This is a genomic window from Micromonospora sp. RV43 (assembly GCF_001029515.1).
GTDB classification, from domain to species: domain Bacteria; phylum Actinomycetota; class Actinomycetes; order Mycobacteriales; family Micromonosporaceae; genus Micromonospora; species Micromonospora aurantiaca.
In genome coordinates, this window is sequence record NZ_LEKG01000089.1 from 1 (window position 1) to 15,669 (window position 15,669).

General features: G+C 72.1%; 17 protein-coding genes. 10 read left to right on the plus strand and 7 right to left on the minus strand.

Features of this window, described 5'->3' with window-relative positions; translation table 11 throughout:
* Positions 1-217 (minus strand): hypothetical protein (locus tag ABD52_RS21090; protein WP_152748291.1); only part of this gene is annotated, 217 nt, incomplete at its 3' end.
* Positions 218-686: 469 nt separating this feature from the next.
* Between ABD52_RS21090 and mobF the strand changes: the two genes are divergently transcribed.
* Both mobF and ABD52_RS21100 read left to right on the plus strand, forming a co-directional pair.
* The gene (gene mobF / locus ABD52_RS21095) at positions 687-5,357 is read left to right on the plus strand and encodes a MobF family relaxase (protein WP_082171351.1); all 4,671 of its coding nucleotides are present in this window, start codon (positions 687-689) and stop codon (positions 5,355-5,357) included.
* A gap of 47 nt (positions 5,358-5,404) precedes the next feature.
* A complete protein-coding gene (locus tag ABD52_RS21100; protein WP_152748293.1) occupies positions 5,405-5,827 on the plus strand; it encodes a hypothetical protein in 423 nt (140 codons plus the stop codon).
* Positions 5,828-5,897: 70 nt separating this feature from the next.
* On the opposite strand, the gene ABD52_RS37560 is transcribed toward ABD52_RS21100, so the two are convergent.
* The 6 genes from ABD52_RS37560 to ABD52_RS40940 form a co-directional block, all read right to left on the minus strand.
* Positions 5,898-6,548: a hypothetical protein gene (locus ABD52_RS37560; RefSeq protein ID WP_053065438.1), complete on the minus strand. Its 651-nt coding sequence runs from the start codon at positions 6,546-6,548 to the stop codon at positions 5,898-5,900.
* The gene (locus ABD52_RS21110; protein ID WP_152748294.1) at positions 6,545-8,053 is read right to left on the minus strand and encodes a hypothetical protein; all 1,509 of its coding nucleotides are present in this window, start codon (positions 8,051-8,053) and stop codon (positions 6,545-6,547) included. The genes ABD52_RS37560 and ABD52_RS21110 overlap by 4 nt, the downstream gene beginning before the upstream one ends.
* A gap of 143 nt (positions 8,054-8,196) precedes the next feature.
* Positions 8,197-8,826 carry a hypothetical protein gene (locus ABD52_RS21115; RefSeq protein ID WP_053065439.1) on the minus strand — a complete coding sequence of 210 codons (630 nt, stop codon included), beginning with the start codon at positions 8,824-8,826 and terminating at the stop codon, positions 8,197-8,199.
* Entirely contained in the window at positions 8,823-10,628 is a 1,806-nt protein-coding gene (locus tag ABD52_RS21120) for a type IV secretory system conjugative DNA transfer family protein (RefSeq protein ID WP_047892945.1), read from the minus strand. Before ABD52_RS21120 ends, ABD52_RS21115 begins: the two co-directional genes overlap by 4 nt.
* Positions 10,629-10,757: 129 nt before the next feature.
* Positions 10,758-12,221, minus strand: coding sequence for a hypothetical protein (locus ABD52_RS21125; protein WP_152748295.1), 1,464 nt, complete (start codon positions 12,219-12,221; stop codon positions 10,758-10,760).
* Positions 12,222-12,392: 171 nt separating this feature from the next.
* Complete coding sequence (locus ABD52_RS40940) at positions 12,393-12,596, minus strand: hypothetical protein (RefSeq protein ID WP_235437513.1); 204 nt, start codon at positions 12,594-12,596, stop codon at positions 12,393-12,395.
* 222 nt (positions 12,597-12,818) lie between these two features.
* Between ABD52_RS40940 and ABD52_RS21130 the strand changes: the two genes are divergently transcribed.
* The 8 genes from ABD52_RS21130 to ABD52_RS40260 all read left to right on the plus strand — a co-directional run bounded on the left by ABD52_RS21130 (position 12,819) and on the right by ABD52_RS40260 (position 15,653).
* Positions 12,819-13,031, plus strand: a complete 213-nt coding sequence (locus ABD52_RS21130; RefSeq protein ID WP_152748296.1) for a hypothetical protein — start codon at positions 12,819-12,821, stop codon at positions 13,029-13,031.
* Positions 13,032-13,300: 269 nt separating this feature from the next.
* Positions 13,301-13,450, plus strand: a complete 150-nt coding sequence (locus ABD52_RS39825; protein ID WP_161801639.1) for a hypothetical protein — start codon at positions 13,301-13,303, stop codon at positions 13,448-13,450.
* A gap of 127 nt (positions 13,451-13,577) precedes the next feature.
* A complete protein-coding gene (locus tag ABD52_RS21135; RefSeq protein WP_152748297.1) occupies positions 13,578-13,760 on the plus strand; it encodes a hypothetical protein in 183 nt (60 codons plus the stop codon).
* Between the two features lie 131 nt (positions 13,761-13,891).
* Complete coding sequence (locus ABD52_RS39830; protein WP_161801640.1) at positions 13,892-14,035, plus strand: hypothetical protein; 144 nt, start codon at positions 13,892-13,894, stop codon at positions 14,033-14,035.
* Positions 14,036-14,053: 18 nt separating this feature from the next.
* Entirely contained in the window at positions 14,054-14,398 is a 345-nt protein-coding gene (locus ABD52_RS21140) for a hypothetical protein (protein ID WP_047892949.1), read from the plus strand.
* A complete protein-coding gene (locus ABD52_RS21145; protein WP_047892950.1) occupies positions 14,391-15,173 on the plus strand; it encodes a DUF5131 family protein in 783 nt (260 codons plus the stop codon). The genes ABD52_RS21140 and ABD52_RS21145 overlap by 8 nt, the downstream gene beginning before the upstream one ends.
* The gene (locus ABD52_RS21150; protein WP_152748299.1) at positions 15,170-15,484 is read left to right on the plus strand and encodes a DUF4326 domain-containing protein; all 315 of its coding nucleotides are present in this window, start codon (positions 15,170-15,172) and stop codon (positions 15,482-15,484) included. The genes ABD52_RS21145 and ABD52_RS21150 overlap by 4 nt, the downstream gene beginning before the upstream one ends.
* Positions 15,485-15,488: 4 nt before the next feature.
* A complete protein-coding gene (locus tag ABD52_RS40260; RefSeq protein WP_155254010.1) occupies positions 15,489-15,653 on the plus strand; it encodes a hypothetical protein in 165 nt (54 codons plus the stop codon).
* Positions 15,654-15,669 lie beyond the last annotated feature (16 nt).

The following is a 15,669-nucleotide window of genomic DNA, read 5'->3' on the forward strand; positions in this document are numbered from 1 at the left end:
GGGTGAGGTGGTGGACCAGCTCAGGCGGGCCGGTGCGGGGTGGGGTGGGGTGGCGCTTCCGCCAGGTGGCCAGGGCGGCGTAGAACTCGGTGGCGCGGCCGAGGTGGACGCCGCCGGGTTGGCCGGTGGCTACGTCGAGGTAGCCGAGGTGGGTGCCGTCGCTGGCGTCGAAGTGGACGACCTGGCGGCCGTCGTGCGTCGCCTTGCGGGTGGTCACCACCGGTCGGCCGCCGTCCGGCGGCGCGGCGTGACGCCCGGCGCGTGATTACCGCCCGTGACGGTGTGGCGGGGGTTAGCGGCACCGTTAGCGGACCGGCAACGGGTGCCGGAAGGCGTTACCAGCAGCGGCCCTCCGGTGGCCCGGACGGCGTTGGCGGAAGCCGCCCAACGGCCGCCAGCGCGCGGCGCGCGAGCCCCGAAGACCGCGCCGTGAGCGGCGCACCCCACCCCCGAACCAGACCACCGAACCCGCAGCACCGCCGTTACCGCCGGCCCCACCCCGTTAGCCACCGTCACCACCTCACACCCCCTCGCTCAGAACCAGCACCGTCGTATCAGAACCGTCCACCCCACTCAGTCACCCACCACCAGCACAGCCAGCAACCCACCACACAAGAACCTAGTTTGAACCGTCACACCAAGGCATTGCAATGTACTGGTGCAAGATCATCAGCTATGATCGATCCATGACCGTGCGCGTGACCCCTATCCCTGCGGGGATGGCCGGTGCGCGCTACCCGTGGGAGTGCCGGGCACACGAGCATGATCGTCAGGCGTACTACCACGAGGGTCAGGAGGTCGGCCCGGCCGCGCGGTGGCTCGGTGCGGGGGTGGAGCGGCTCGGGTACGAGCAGGGTTCCGAGGTGGTCAAGGAAGAGCACCTGGTGCTGTTCGGCGAGCTGTGCGACCCGCGTCTGCACGCGGAGCTGACCGCCCGTGCGGAGGTCGAGATCCGGGAGCTTGGGCTCACGGGTGACGACGCGAAGGACCACTACGCTGAGCTACTGAAGGGTGCCCGGTTGGGTCGCGCGCCCCGGCAGTACAAGTCGGTCGACGAGCGGCTGGCGGAGGCGTTGAAGGCCGAGCCGGACGCGGACGCGCACCGCCGTGAGGAGCTGCGCCGGCTGATCGAGGCGAAGCAGCCGAAGGCCAACGGGTCGTTCGACGTGACGTTCTCGGCGCAGAAGAGCATCAGCTTGTACCGGGCGGGTCTGCTGGCGCAGGGCCGCACCGAGGACGCGGCGAAGGTCGAGGCCGCGCACCGGGCCGGGGTCGCCGCGGCGTTGGAGTACCTCCAGCGGGAGGCGGGTTTCAGCCGCGCCGGCTACCACGGCAGCGCTGGCCCGGACGGGGCGAGCGTGGGCCGCTACGTTGACGCGCACGAGTGGATCGCGGCGGAGTTCCTGCACGAGACGTCCCGGGCCGGTGACGTGCAGATGCACTCGCACCTCCAAGTGCTCAACCGGGTGCCCACCGTGGACGACGACGGCACGGTGGTGTGGCGGACGCTGGACTCGCGGGCGCTGCACAAGGCCCGTCCGGGCATGGAGGCGGTCTACCACCGCACGATGGAGGAGCAGCTGACCCGGGATCTGCCGGTGGACCTGGAGACCCGGGAGGACGGCAAGGCCCGCGAGGTCATCGGGATCACCCTGGACGACCGGGAGGCCGCGTCGACGCGCCGGCAGCAGATCAAGGGTGAGCTGGCCGAGTACGTGGAGCTGTACCGGCAGCGCACCGGGCATGAGCCGTCGCCGCAGACGCTGTCGAAGATGGCCGAGCGGGCGGCGTTGCAGACCCGGGACCGCAAGGACGCGGCGGTGCCGATGGACGAGCTGGTCGACCGGTGGGAGCGCGAGGCGGTCGCCGCTGACCGGCGGACCCACGCGCAGATGGCCGAGAACGCCGAGGCCGCCGCGGTGAACCGGCGGTTGGCTCGGATGCGCGCCGACCAGCCGGCGCCGGTGCTGGACCGGGGTCGGGTGATCGCGCAGGCGTTGGGTGAGGTGCAGTCGGAGCGGGCGAAGTTCTCCCGCGACGACGTGATGCGCTGCATGGCCCGGGCGCTGCCCGAGCAGCTGGGCGCCGCCGCCGACGAGGCCGGCGGGGTGACCGCGCTGCTGGAGTCGCTGACCGACGAGGCCCTGAGCAGCGGCGGGTACGGCGTGGTGCAGGTGTCCGGGTTCGAGGTGGTCAACACCCCGCCGGAGCTGCGGCGGGAGTCCGACGGGCGCAGCATCTACCAGCCAGGCCGCGCCGAGCGGTACTCCACCGAGACGCAGCTGCGCGAGGAAGAGCGGATGGTGGCCACCGCCTCCCGCACCGATGCGCCGCGGCTGTCCCCGGAGCAGATCGAGGACGCGATCGCGGCGTCGACGCTGGGCGAGGACCAGGCCGCCGCCGTGCGCGGGGTGCTCGGCGACGGCCGGCAGGTGTCGGTCATCGTCGGCCCGGCCGGCACGGGGAAGAGCTACGCGCAGGGCGTCATCACGAAGGCGTGGGAGGAGGCCGGCGGCCGGGTGATCGGGCTCGCCCCGTCGAACATCGCCGCCGGGGTGCTCGCCGAAGCCGGCGTCACTACCACCACCAACATCGAGTACTTCCTGATGCTTCAGGCTGGGAAGGGCCCGGTAGAGGACCGGGTGCGGTTTGGGGTGAGGCCGGGTGACCTGGTCATCGTCGACGAGGCCGCGATGGCTCGGCACGACGACATGACTGAGCTGGTGCAGATCGTGGCTGACGCCGGGGCGAAGATGGCCACGGTCGGCGACGACGGGCAGCTCCAGTCGGTGGGCGCCGGCGGCGGGTTCCGGCTGCTGCGGCAGGAGACCGAGGCGTACGAGCTGCGCACGGTGCGCCGGTTCCGCGACGAGCACGGTCAGGTCCGTGACTGGGAGGCCGAGGCGTCGCTCGGGCTGCGGGAGGGTCGCGCCGAGGCGCTCGCCGCGTACGAGGAGCACGGCCGGCTGCACGGCGGCACCGCCGAGGAGATGACCGAGAAGTCTGTCGGCCGGTACGTCGCGGCGGTGCTGGACGGGAAGGTCGCCACCCTGACCACCCCGACCAACGACATCGCCGACGACCTGTCCGCCCGGATCCGCGCCGAGCTGGTGCGCCTCGGGCGGGTCGAGGAGGGCGGCGCGGCGGTCATGGGCGGCAACGTCGCCGGGGTCGGCGACTTGGTCCAGACCCGCGAGAACGAATCAGGGCTGGTCGACAGCGAGGGCTTGCAGGTCATCAACCGCCGGGTCTACCGGGTGACCGAGCTGCACGAGGACGGATCCCTCACGGTGCGCCGGTTCACTGGCCTGGACGCCGAGGGCCGCGACCAGCTCGGCGGCACCGTCCGGCTGGACGCCGACTACGTCCGGACGTACACCGCGCTGGGCTACGCCGGCACCATCCACGCCACCCAGGGCCGCAACGCGGACCGCGGCTACACCTACGGCGACGCTGACCAGGGCATGACCCGCGAGCACGCCTACGTCGGCCTGACCCGGGGCACCGAGACCAACGAGGCGTTCCTGGTCACCGAGCGCACGGTGGAGGACGGCATCGACGGGATGCCCGAGGACACCCAGGCGTCGACGCCGCTGGCCGAGATGACCCGGATCCTGGACCGCGAAGGCGTCGAGAAGTCGGCCACGGAGTCGCTGCGCGAAGGACTCGAGTACGCCGAGTCGATGCCGGCGCTGGCCCCGATGTGGGTCGACGTCACCACCCGGCACACCCGCGAGCAGTGCCGCGGCCTGCTCGGCGACATCCTCGGACCCGACGCGGTCGCCCGGCTGGACGCCGAGCGGGCCGACCCGCTGTACCGGCACCTGCGGGAGGCGCAGCTCCAGGGCCACGACGTGGAGGCCCTGCTGCGCGACGCGGTCGGCGACCCGCGCAGCGTCGCCGACGCTCGGGAGCTGGGCGCGCTGCTCCAGTACCGGGTGGAGCAGGCCGCCGCCCGCCGGACCCCGGAGTACGAGCCGGCCGGCCCGGACTGGCTGGCCCGCACCCCCGACATCGAGGGCCCCGAAGGCGAGTTCGCCCGCGAGGTCGCCGAGGCGATGCAGGCCCGGCAGGAGGAGCTCGGCCGGCGGGTCGCCGAGCAGACCCCCGGGTGGGCGGTCGACCGGCTCGGCGAGGTGCCCGAGCAGGAGCCCGAGCGCACCGACTGGGAGCAGCGGGCCGCGGTCGTGGAGGCGTACCGCGAGCTGTACGGGGTGACCGGCGAGGGCACCGTCATCGGGCAGGCCCCGCCCCGCAGCGCGGTCGAGCAGCGGGCCGCGTGGGACGCCGCTTACGAGGCGCTCGGCCGGCCGGACGAGCACCGGCACATCGCTGCCGCCAGCGACGAGCAGCTGCGCGCGATGCTCGCCACCTACGACCGGGAACAGGTGTGGGCGCCGCCGTACCTCGGGCCGCAGATGGCCGAGGCGTTCACGCTGGCCCGCGACTACGAGCAGCGCGCCACCCTCGCCGAGGCGGAAGCCGCGACCCTCACCGACGCCCAGGAGCGCGCCGAGCTGGAAGCCCGCGTGGCCGCGTGGCGAGAGATGGCCGCCGGCTACGCCGAGCAGGCCGCCACCTACGAGGAGATCACCGCCGCGCACGCCGCATGGCGTCAGGACAGCGAAGACGTTCGCGAGACCGCGCAGGCCGCCGGCGCCGAGCTGGACCGCCGCCAGGTCGACCGGCAGCCGCCGGCCGAGGTCGAGCCGGTCGACGTCGACCAGGCCGCCGCCGTCGACACCGAGCGGGACGAGCAGGAGGCAGCCGAGCGGGACCAAGCCGAGACCGAGCCGGCCCAGCGAGACGCTGCCGAGCTGGAGCAGCACGCCGAGGTCGACACCGGTGAGCAGGTCGACGCGCCGCAGGTGCGGGAGGCCGAGGCGGACGTCGAGCTGGAGACCGACGCCGCCGAGCCCTCGCAGGCCGTGGTCGACGCGCCGCAGGTCGAGGTGGAGCCGGCCGAGGTCGAGGAGCCGGAGCAGCCGGCTACGCCCACCCCGGCGCAGCTCGCGGCGCAGGCGTTCCCGCAGCAGCGCGCCGCCGAGCGGGCACCCGAGCCCGAGCCGGCCGCGGCGACCGAGGCCCGGCCGGAGCCCGAGCACCAGCAGGCGGCGCAGGCCGCCCGGGTGGCCGCCGGCGCGTTTCCCCGCACCATCGAGCAGGAGCTACGCGAGGCCCGCACCTACCTGGAGCGCCGTACCCAGCGGGCCGAGGCCGCCCAGCGCAGCGGCGACCAGCAGGCCGCCCAGCGCGCCGCCGAGCAGGAGGAAAACGCGCGGCGGGAGTCGGCGAGGCTCATGCGCGAGCGGCAGCAGCAGGCAGAGCGGTCTCGCTCCCGTGGATATGAACGGTGACGCACCTATGGCTTACCGTCGATAGGAACGACGGAGGGGAGGCGGCGATGACCGGCAGCGTGCGCTATGTACCGAAGCTGAAGAGCCGCGAAGAGATCGAGTACATGCTGAACTGGATTCCTCGTGTCCTCGTGCCCGCAGACGAGCGGACTCGCTGGTCGACCCGGGAGTACGCCCGTGGCGGCACGGCCGTCTGCCGGTGGATTCTCGGCCTTGACGCTGCCTCGCCCGTCACCCAGAAGAGGCTGGGCCAGCCGGTTACGTGCGACGACGCGCGGCACGAGGGCTACGAGTCCCAGGTGGCCATGGCTCAGGGCGGGTATCCGGCCGTGAGCCCGCCTCTACCGCCGCTGTCGATCAACTTCTTGAACGGCGTCGACGACTGGGTCAAGTGGGCGACCGGTTCTCCGAACGGTTTCCACTCGCCGGATGACTGGCCCTTTCCCCGCGAGACGCCGCCCCGGCTGTAGGTCGTAGAAGACGGGTGAACAGCGGAGGGCCCCCACCGATCGGTGGGGGCCCTCCCGTGTGCGAGGAGTGCTACTCGCGGCGTTGCACGATGCGGGCGAGCCAGGGCAGCTCGGGCAGGTGGACGGTCACGCGCTGCTGGGTCCAGGGCCGGCGGAGCGCGAAGAGGCTGAGCACGATCCACCAGAGGGCGGCGATGCCGGCGGTGGTGGAGCGGGCGGGACCGGTGGTGGTGGCCCAGACCATGGCCACGGTGGCGGCGCCGAAGAGGACCCAGCCGAGCCGGGCGGCGACGGCCCGCCAGAGGAAGGCGAACGCGAACAGGCCGACTCCGGCGGCGCACCAGGTCCACCACAGCGTCTCGGCGTCGATGGGCAGGCCGGCGGAGTGGGCGGTGAGGTAGTCGCGGACCGGGTCGAGCACGACGTGGGTGAGGTTCCAGTCGCGCAGCCAGTCGAGGCCCCCGTCGACGGCGTCGACGAGGAAGCGGCCGATCCAGCGCAGCAGCGGCAGGACGAGCCCGAACAGCAGGAGTGCGACGAGTAGCACCCCGGCGGCACCGGCGGCCGGGATGAGCCACTCGGGCGGCCAGTCCTCGCGGTGCCGGCCGCGGTGTAGCCGGCGCCACAGGTCGCCGGCCCATTCGTTGAGCATGGCCGGCCAGCTGGCGTCGGTGTCCTCGATCGGCGCCGGCCCGGCCGGCGTGGTGGTGTCGGTGCTCATTCGTCGTCCTCGTCTTCGTCCTGGTCGACGTCGTCGACGGCGATGATGACCGGCTCCCCGCGGCGGGCCGCTTCAAGCTGGGCGCGGGTGAGCACGGTGCGGTCGGGCAGCTTGCGGGACAGCAGCGCCTCCAGGCCCTCGGGTGCGCCGTTGATGTCGGCGGGGGCTTGGGCGTTGATGTCGTCGAGCAGCGCGTCGACGAGCAGCGCCAACGACCCGGGGCCGGATCCGCCGTAGCCCCAGCCGAGACCGAAGTAGGAGTCTCGCGGCGCGGGGTAGATCTTCCCGTCGGTGGTGCGGATCCACACCGGCCCGTCGAGGATCAGCTCAGCCAGCGGGGCGGTCGCGGGCAGGCGTTGCGGCATGGCGGCGGTGTAGTCGCCGCCGTCGCTGCGCCAGACCGGCGCGTCGGTGTCCGGATCGACCAGGGCGTCACCCGGCTCACCGGACCGAGTGAGCAGCTCGAACGCGGCGGTGCGCTGGGTGGGGATGAGCCGCTGTGTCCACTTGAACGCCCAGGTGCTCTCGACTTCCTCGATGTGCTGCGGGTTGCTGTAGGGCAGGTCGGCGCCAGCGTCCCAGTCGGTGACCTCACGGACGCAGCGGCGAGCGAGGTCGTCGCCGCGGGCGAGCAGGTCGAGCCAACCGGCGCGGCGCTGGGTGGGCTCGATGTCGTCCAGGTCGGCTTCGGGCACCGACAGCGGCCGGGCCGCGATCCGCAGCACCCCGTCCGGCAGTTTGGCCTTCTCGACCAGCTCGACGGTCTGCGCGGCGGAGGCCGCGGCCTGAGCGTGTGCGAGACGTGCGAGGTTGACCAGCACCCGGGCGGCGGGATGGGCTTCGGGGTAGGTGGAGGCCATCATGAGCAGCGCGCCGGTATCCAGCGCGGGAGCAGCCATCACGGTGACCGGTTCTGTCGACGGCTCCCAGTTCAGCAGCAGCTGCTTGTCTCGCAGGTTCCGTGGCCACCAGGGCAGCGGTTGGCCCAACACCCCGGCCAGGTCGAGCCACGTCGGGGTGTAGGTGCGATCAGGCAGACCGGGCAGCAGGGCCTTGAGTTCCGGCCCGTGCCGCAGGGAGAGCCCGTCGGACACCACGACCACTGCGCCCTCGCCGCGCGGGGCGAGCTGCTCGGCCCACCGCCGATGCTGATGCGGCGTCCGCTGGCGAGTGGGCAGCGGCCACACCAGGTGGATCGGGCCCTCCCTGGTCTGCCAGCGCAGCGCGACCGCCCCGGGCAGTTCCACCGCGCGAATGAAGGCGGTGTGGTTCGGCATCGACGACCAGGCCGTCACCGGAACCCGCCCAGACCACCGTTCCTCGGGCTGGCTCAGCGCCCACGAGTAGGCGTCGTCTTCGGACCACCACATCTGGCCGTCATCGACGCCCGTCGCGGTCAACTTCCCGGTCTTGACCCACCACCACACGGTCAGCCGGGGCACGCCCAGCAGCTGCCCCACCGCGCCCATCCCGAGCCGCCGTTGACGGCCCTCCGGTTCTTCCACGTCCGCGATCCTCCGTTACGAAGAGATTGCCCTGTGTCACTGCCGCGCCAGCGTGCCAGACCGGTCCGACACCGGCCACCCCGAACACGAGCAAGGCCCTCACCCCGGTCGGGGTGAGGGCCTGCCGTGGCCGGTGGAGGCGTCTACGCGCCGGGTACCGGTGCCGCCGGTCGGGCCGCCATGTCGGCCTCGATGACCGCCACCAGGGCGCTGTTGTCGTCGATCGACGTGGTGGGGCGGGGTTCGACGTGGCTGTCTTCCTTGGCGCAGGCCGCCACGGTGGACTCACTGAGCAGCCGGTTGACCAGGCTGGGCAGCCACCGATCGTGCCACTCCCCGGCGCCGGCCGGGGTGCCCTTGGCCGAGCGGTAGAGGCGGTGCCACTCCTGGCACAGCCAGGACAGCTCGACGACGACGTCGGGATGCCGGTACCAGCACGCCGGGATCTTGCGCTGCCGGCCTCCAACATGACCGACCAGCCCGTACGTTCCGGCGAGGATGTCGCGCACCCAGTCGATCAGGGTGTGCCAGGCAGCCGCGGCCTGTTCCTTGTTCATGGCCGACCAGTCCCACACCCGCACCGGCTTGTCGCCGGCCGCGTCGAGCAGGTGCTGCACCTGCTCCTGGAGCACGGTCACGTCGTCGACCAGCGCGGTGACCTGCTCACCGATACCCGACAGGTCGGCGAGCTGCCCGCGCAACCGATGCAGATCCTCGCCCAGCGCGAGGATCTGCCCGGCCAGGTTGGCGCCCGCCGGCGGCACGGTGGTCACCGCGGCGTCCGCTCCGGCTCGACGTCGCGCACCGGCTCCTCGCCGACAACCTCGTCGACGCGCTGCGCCGGGATGCTGGCCGCCTTGCGGGCGGCACGTTGGGCGCGCTTGACGTCGCGGCGCTCCCACGCCGGCGTGGTCCGGATCAGCGTCGGCGGTGCGGTGCGGTGCAGCACCAGGGCGTGGTGCTCGGGGATCTCCCTCACCAGCGCCGGTTCGATGGTGGGCCGGCGGACCTCGGTGGTGGAGGTCGACCGGCCGCGCCGCTCCCCCTCGGTCTCGGTGTGCTGCTTGGTGACGTAGGTGCCGCACGCCTCGGCGATGGCGTTGAGATCCTCGGTGAGGGTCAGGCCGCCGAAGTACAGCTGGGTGTTCGCGGCGGTCTTGACGACCTGGCCGCCGCGCTCCCCGTAGATCTCGTACAGCTGGGCGAGGGCCTGCGCGGCGATGATGATGGCGATGTTCCGGCCGCCGGCGTCGGCAACCCACCGGGTCAGGTCGACCGGCACGATCAGCGCGGCCTCGTCGAGGATGAACGACATCGGCGGGTCCAGCCGGCCGCCGGGCTGGCGAGAGGCGTGGACCTTCGCCCCCTCGAACAGGTGCTGCGTCAACGCGACCAGCAGCGGCGCAAGGCTCTTGTCGTCGCCGAGCAGGTACAGGGTGCCCCGGGAGGCGATGAACGTGTCCAGGTCCAGCGCGTTCTCACCCTGCCCCGGGGCGACGATCGCGGCCACGGCCGGGTTCGCCATGAACTGCATCGACTGCGACAGGGTCAGGAAGATGCTGTCGCGGGTCTTCTCCGCCTCGGTGGTGACGACCTGGCGCAGCTCGCCGACCCAGCCGGTCGGCACCCGGTTGGAGTGCTCCCGCAGGATCTCCAGCGCCTGGTGGTTGGTCGGGGTGGCCACCCACTTCGCCACGGTGTCCATGCCCTGCTCGGTCAGCGCCGCCGCCATCAGGAAGCACCGCAGCACCTTCGTGGCCTGGTCCTCCCAGAACCCGGAGTCGTCGCTGTGGCTCTGCCGCATCGCCCGCACGCCCCGGGTCATCGACGCGGCCCGGCTCTGCGCCGTGGCGTAGTCGTCGCACCCGCGCACCGGGTTCCACCGCAGCGTCGACTCCAGCGCGCCGAGCCCGGCGGGGTTGAACAGCAGCACCGGCCGGCCCTCGCCGCTGCGCAGGTGGTGGGTCATCTCGTAGATGTCGTGCTTGGTGCTGGTGGCCACCACGGCGCCGGCCGCGTCGATGATCGCGCCCATCAGCCACGCGGTCTTGCCGGACTGCGGTGGCGCGATCGCCAGGATCACGTCCCGGTAGGAGGCGTAGAGCCGGCGCGCGTACGCCGGGCCGACGACCGACTCACCGAGGTAGACGCCGTGGTCGGTGACGTCCAGGGCGTTGCGGAACTGCCGCAGATGCCACGCCCGGTTCCACCAGGTGATGTGCTTGTACGACGGCCGGGTGTGCCCCGCGACCTTGATCGTGGACACCGGCGACAGGTGCTTGCGCAGCGCCATCCAGTCGGCCCAGCCGGGGTTGTCGTACCGGGCGCGGACCCGGCCGCGCCGGTTCAGCCGCCGATAGAGGGTGTGCGCCCCCCACACGGTGGCCGCCGCGCCCATCCCGAACAGGCCGGTGGGGATGGTGCCGGCGAAGATGTCGAGCACGGCCGTATGCCCGGCCGCCGCGTTGGCGTTGAGCTGCTCGCCGGCCACCCCGGCGAGGTACATCAAGCCGCTACCACCGAGGGTGGCGACAGCGCCCGCTTGCAGGTCGCTACCGTTCTTCTGCTGGGACATGGAGCTATCTCTCCTGTTCCGGTTCATGCCGGGGCGGCGTGTCCGCGCCGCCCCGGTCCATTGATGTCGCGGGATGCGACCGAGCCGTCACCGTAGATCACGAGTACGACTCGGTCGACCCCGTCGCCCCTATCGGCCGCCGGCTCCCGCCAGCGTCCCGTCCTGCGCGTCGACCAGCTTCTTCGCCTCGGTCAGCAGCCGTCGAGCCTGCCGGTCACCGACGCCGTACCGCTCGGAGACCTTCGCCGCGTCCAGCTCCACACCGGCCGCCATCTCCTTCGCCAGCTCTGCCGCGCGCCCACCGATCGGCCGGGCGTTGCGCAGGGCCTCCTCCAGTTCCTCCCGCAGCGCGTCCAGCTCGGCCCGCAACCGCGTCACCTCGTGGCCCCGTTCCTCAGCCGTCCGCTGTGCGTCGGCCCGCTGCGCGGCGACCTGGTCCAGCTCGGCCCGCACCGCCGCCACCATCGCGCCGGAGTCACCGGCCGACGCCAGCTGCTGCCGCACCGTGGCCAGCTCGGCACGCAGGGCCTGCACCTGCTCGTCCCGACGCGCGGCCACCTGGTCCAGCTCGGCCTGCATCGCCCGGACCTCCTGGTCGCGCTGCTGCGCCACCTGCTGCGCCCGCTCCCGCTCGGCGGCGAGCTGCTGCCGGACGTCTTCCAGCGCGGCGTTAACGGTGGCCAGCTCCGCGGCGACCCGCTCGGCTTCCTCGCGCTCCCGCTCCACCTCCTGCTCGTCGACGGGCTGCTGCGCCTTCTCTACCGACGTGATGACCGTCTTCATGACCTCCGACGTCGGCTTGACGCTCGTCTTCATTACGTGCGCGGCGGCGAACCGGCGGCGGGCCTCGGCCAGCACGTCCTCCCGCGTGGTCTCGGCCCGCTTGACCATCGACCGCTCACCGAGCCACCGGAACGGCCACCGGCCGTTGCTCCAGCGGATCGCGCGTGCGAGCTGTCGCACCTGCCACTCGCGGTTCTCGTCGTCGACGTCCTCGTCCTCCGGGGCCATCGCGCCGATGGCGAGGAACGCGCGCTTGGGCGTCCACCGCCACTGCGTCTTCTTGCCGGTTCGGGTGGTGACCTGCAACAGCCGCAGGTACCACATGTAGCTGCCCAGCACGACCACGACGACCCGGCCGACCGCTACGGAGCCGTTCTCGCTGCCCAGGATCGCCAGCAGGCCACCACCGGTCACGGTGGTCCAGAAGAACCCGCCCGCCGGCCCGAACCCCGCGTTGGGCTGCTCGACGCCTTCCTTGTCCTTGGTGGTGCCCTTGCCGTGGGCGTAGATCATGCCGACAGCGGCCCAGACGCACGCCTCGATGAACCCGGCCAGCAGACCGGCCTCCACCTCGGGCATGTTCAGCGTGCGGCGGAAGAACTCGTAGACACCGGTGATCGTGATGAACGCGACGCCGGCCTGCACCACGCCGAAGCCGATGCTGGCCTTCGCGTTGAGGTTCTGTCCCCGCAGTGCCCGGATGACCCCGACCACCACGAGCACCAGGACCAGGGCGCCGACACCGATGCCAACCCACAGCATCTCGTCGGGATGGTCCGTGATCCACGACCACACCTGATCAATACTCACCGCGCGACCCCCGTCCCCCGGGTCGAGCAGGCCGGCCGGCCTGTCGAGCCCTGATCGCCGCCGTCCCACGACGGTAGGCCCGTACGCTGGGAACTGCGCATGGTTATTTCCTCCTTGCGTTGTCGGGCCCCGGCGGGTGATGGCAAGTCGGCTGCCGGGGCCGAGGGCACCTCAGGCTTCGCGGCGGCTCAGGAATTCGTCCAGGGCCAGCTCTACGACCGCCTGTACAGACGTGTCGTGCTTCCGGACGAAGCCGCGCACCCGCTCGCTGAGGTCTTCCGGGATTCGGGTGCTGATCTGCACTCGGGCCTGGCTCTGCCGCCGTGGCGGCATCGGCGGCTCGTCCGATGCTCTGGGTGATCTCGTCATGAGCATGATCGTACGTTACCCGCTTTCAGTTTTGCTTGCAAGCTTGCTAGCAAGCAGGCTAGCGGGTACGGTCGGGACATGAGCTTGACCGGCCGCCGATGGCGGAGACCTCCGAGGGTGTGCCCGCCGTTCTGCGCGGGTGATCACCAATGCACAGCGCAGCACGGCTACCCGAGCGGTGAGCACCGGTCGGAGCCGATGACCTGGCGGACCAGGTACGGCCGGCTGGTGGCAACGCGGATTGAGGACATGGACGGCAACGGCCGCATGGAGATCCGGGTGAGCGCCCGGCTCGACGTCGACGAGCGGACCGCTCACGTCCAGGCGCAGCAGTTGGCCGTACGAGTCGACGAGATCGTGCGGGAGGTGATGGGCCTGCCGGCGTTCGACGCGCCGCCGGTCGGTCCGCAGATCAGCAGCCGGAGCACCGGCTACCGGTGAGGTAGGTCAGCCCCCGGCGGCGGGTTCAGCGCCGGCCCGGGGGCCTAGATCGGGAGGAAACCCCGACCATGACTCAGCACAGTACAAGCCCCGGCCTCGGTCGGCGGTGTCGCACTTCTCGCACCTTCTTTGACCTGCGCACCTGGCAGCCCCGTGGGGCCGGACCGATCGCGGTCCGACCCGCGCGGGGCCGTCAGGTCGACGGTCAGCCGCTCCCCTGCCCGGTGGGTTCAGCACCGGCGGAGAGCCATTCAGGGAGGAAACCCCTCATGGCGAAGAAGTCCGACGTCGAGGCCGCCAAGCAGCAGCTCGCCAACGCGATGACCGCGAACAAGGTCATCGGCGGCCGGCAGGCCCGCAAGGACGTCGAGAGCGCCACCGCCAAGCTCCAGGCCCTCACCGGCCTGGGCTGGAAGTAGTCCCCGGTCGGCGCGGGCCGGGCCCACGTCCGGTCCGCGCCGGCGAGCACAGCGACCGGTAATGCAGCAGCCCCCGGGGGTGCAGGAACACCCGACCGGGGGCCTAGATCGAGAGGGAACCTCGACCATGACTGACCAGCTTACGGAGCCCGTGACGTTCCTCGACATCGACATCCCGGTAACTCGATGGGCGACCGCCGATCAGGCCATGACCTGCCACCACTGCCGCGCCGCGATCCGCCCCGGGGACGAGGTGGCCGTGCTGCTCAACGCCACCACCGTCTGCGTCGACTGCGTGGAGGTCGGCTGACGGGGCCGGTGGGGACCGGCTTCCCCGGGATCCGGTCCCCTGCCAGGCCCGCCAGCAGGCGGCCACCCCACGCCGCTCTTGGCCGGCGCAGGAACGCCGGCCAGGAGCCCGACCGGGAGGGAACCCCGGACATGGCCAAGACCGACAAGCGCACCGACACCAGCACGGCCCTGCCCCCCTACGACTGGCAGAGCAAACCCCCGACCCGGGACACCGACGCGGCGTGCGAGCAGGTGCTGCGCGACATGAACCGGCCCCGCCGGCTCGGCCGCTGACTCCTCGGAAGGACGCAGATGAACCTCACGCCCTCAGTGGTCGTCCTGTGCGGATCGACCCGATTCAAGACCCACTTCGAGCAGGCCAACCGCGCTCTCACCCTGAACGGTCGGATCGTGCTCGCGCCGGGCGTGTTCGGCCACGCCGACGGCATCGAGCCCACCGACCAGGAGAAGACCCTCCTCGATGCACTCCACCTGCGAAAGATCGACCTCGCCGATGAGGTGCTCGTCGTTAATCCCGGCGGCTACATCGGCGACAGCACCCGCAACGAGATTGCCTACGCCCAGCGTGCCGGGAAGCCCATCAGCTACCTCCACGACGCCCAGGCCGACGCGGCGAGGAGCACCAGCCGTGGCTGACACCAGCATCGAGTGGGCCACGAAGGTCTGGAACCCGAGCACCGGATGCGACCGCGTCTCTCCCGGGTGCGACAAGTGCTACGCCCTGACGATGGCCCGCCGGCTCAAGGCGATGGGGTCGGCGAAGTACCAGGTCGACGGCGACCCGCGTACCTCCGGTCCCGGGTTCGGGCTGACGCTGCACCCGGACACCCTCACCACGCCGCTGGGCTGGCACCAGCCCGAACGGATCTTCGTCAACAGCATGAGCGACCTGTTCCACGCGCGGGTGCCGGTGGAGTTCGTGCAGCGGGTGTTCGAGACGGCCGCGGCGACGCCGCAGCACACGTACATGGTGCTGACCAAGCGGGCCCGCCGGCTGTCCCGGCTCGCCCCGCGGCTGGACTGGCCGGAGAACCTGTGGATCGGGGTCAGCGTCGAGAGCGCCGACTACCTCGATCGCGTCGACGACCTGCGCGCCGTCGACGGTGCGGCCTGCCGGTTCGTCTCGGCGGAGCCGCTGCTGGGCCCACTGGACGGGCTGGACCTGTCGTGGATCGACTGGCTGATCGCCGGCGGCGAGTCCGGGGCGGGCGCCCGGCCGCTGGAGCTGGAGTGGGTGCGTGACCTGATCGCCCGCTGCGACCGGTGGGGCACCGCACCGTTCGTCAAGCAGCTCGGCGCGGTGTGGGCCAAGCAGCACGGCGCGGACAGCAAGGGCGGCGACTGGTCGTACTGGCCGACCGATCTGCGGGTCCGGGAGTACCCGTTGGGCGCCGAGGCGGTGACCCGGTGAGCCGGCGGATTCAGCGCCGGCGTACCGCCGGGTGGCAGATGCCCGCGGGCGCCGTGTACGTCGGCCGTCCGACCCGGTGGGGCAACCCCTATCGGGGCAGCGAGAGCGAGCGAGCAGCGGCCGTGAAGGCGTACGCGCAGCTGCTCGACCACCGCCCGGATCTCGTGGCCGCCGCCCGCGCCGCGTTGGCCGGCAAGACCCTCGTGTGCTGGTGCCCGGTCACGAAGCCCTGCCACGCCGACATCCTCGTGGCGGTGGTCGACGGGCTGAGCCCGTTGGACGCCGCCCGCCGCCTGTTTCCGCTCGGGTGACCCGGTGGCCAGGGGCAGCGACGGGCCGGTCCTGGACTGGCGGCACTGTGCCGTCGCCGACGACCAGCCCTGCGTGATCTGCGGGCGGCCGACTCCACTGCGGAGCCCGGCCGGGAAGCCGTGCCACAAGACGTGCGCCGAGGCGTGGACCGCCGCGCACCAGAAGTGACCAGCAGGGCCGGGGC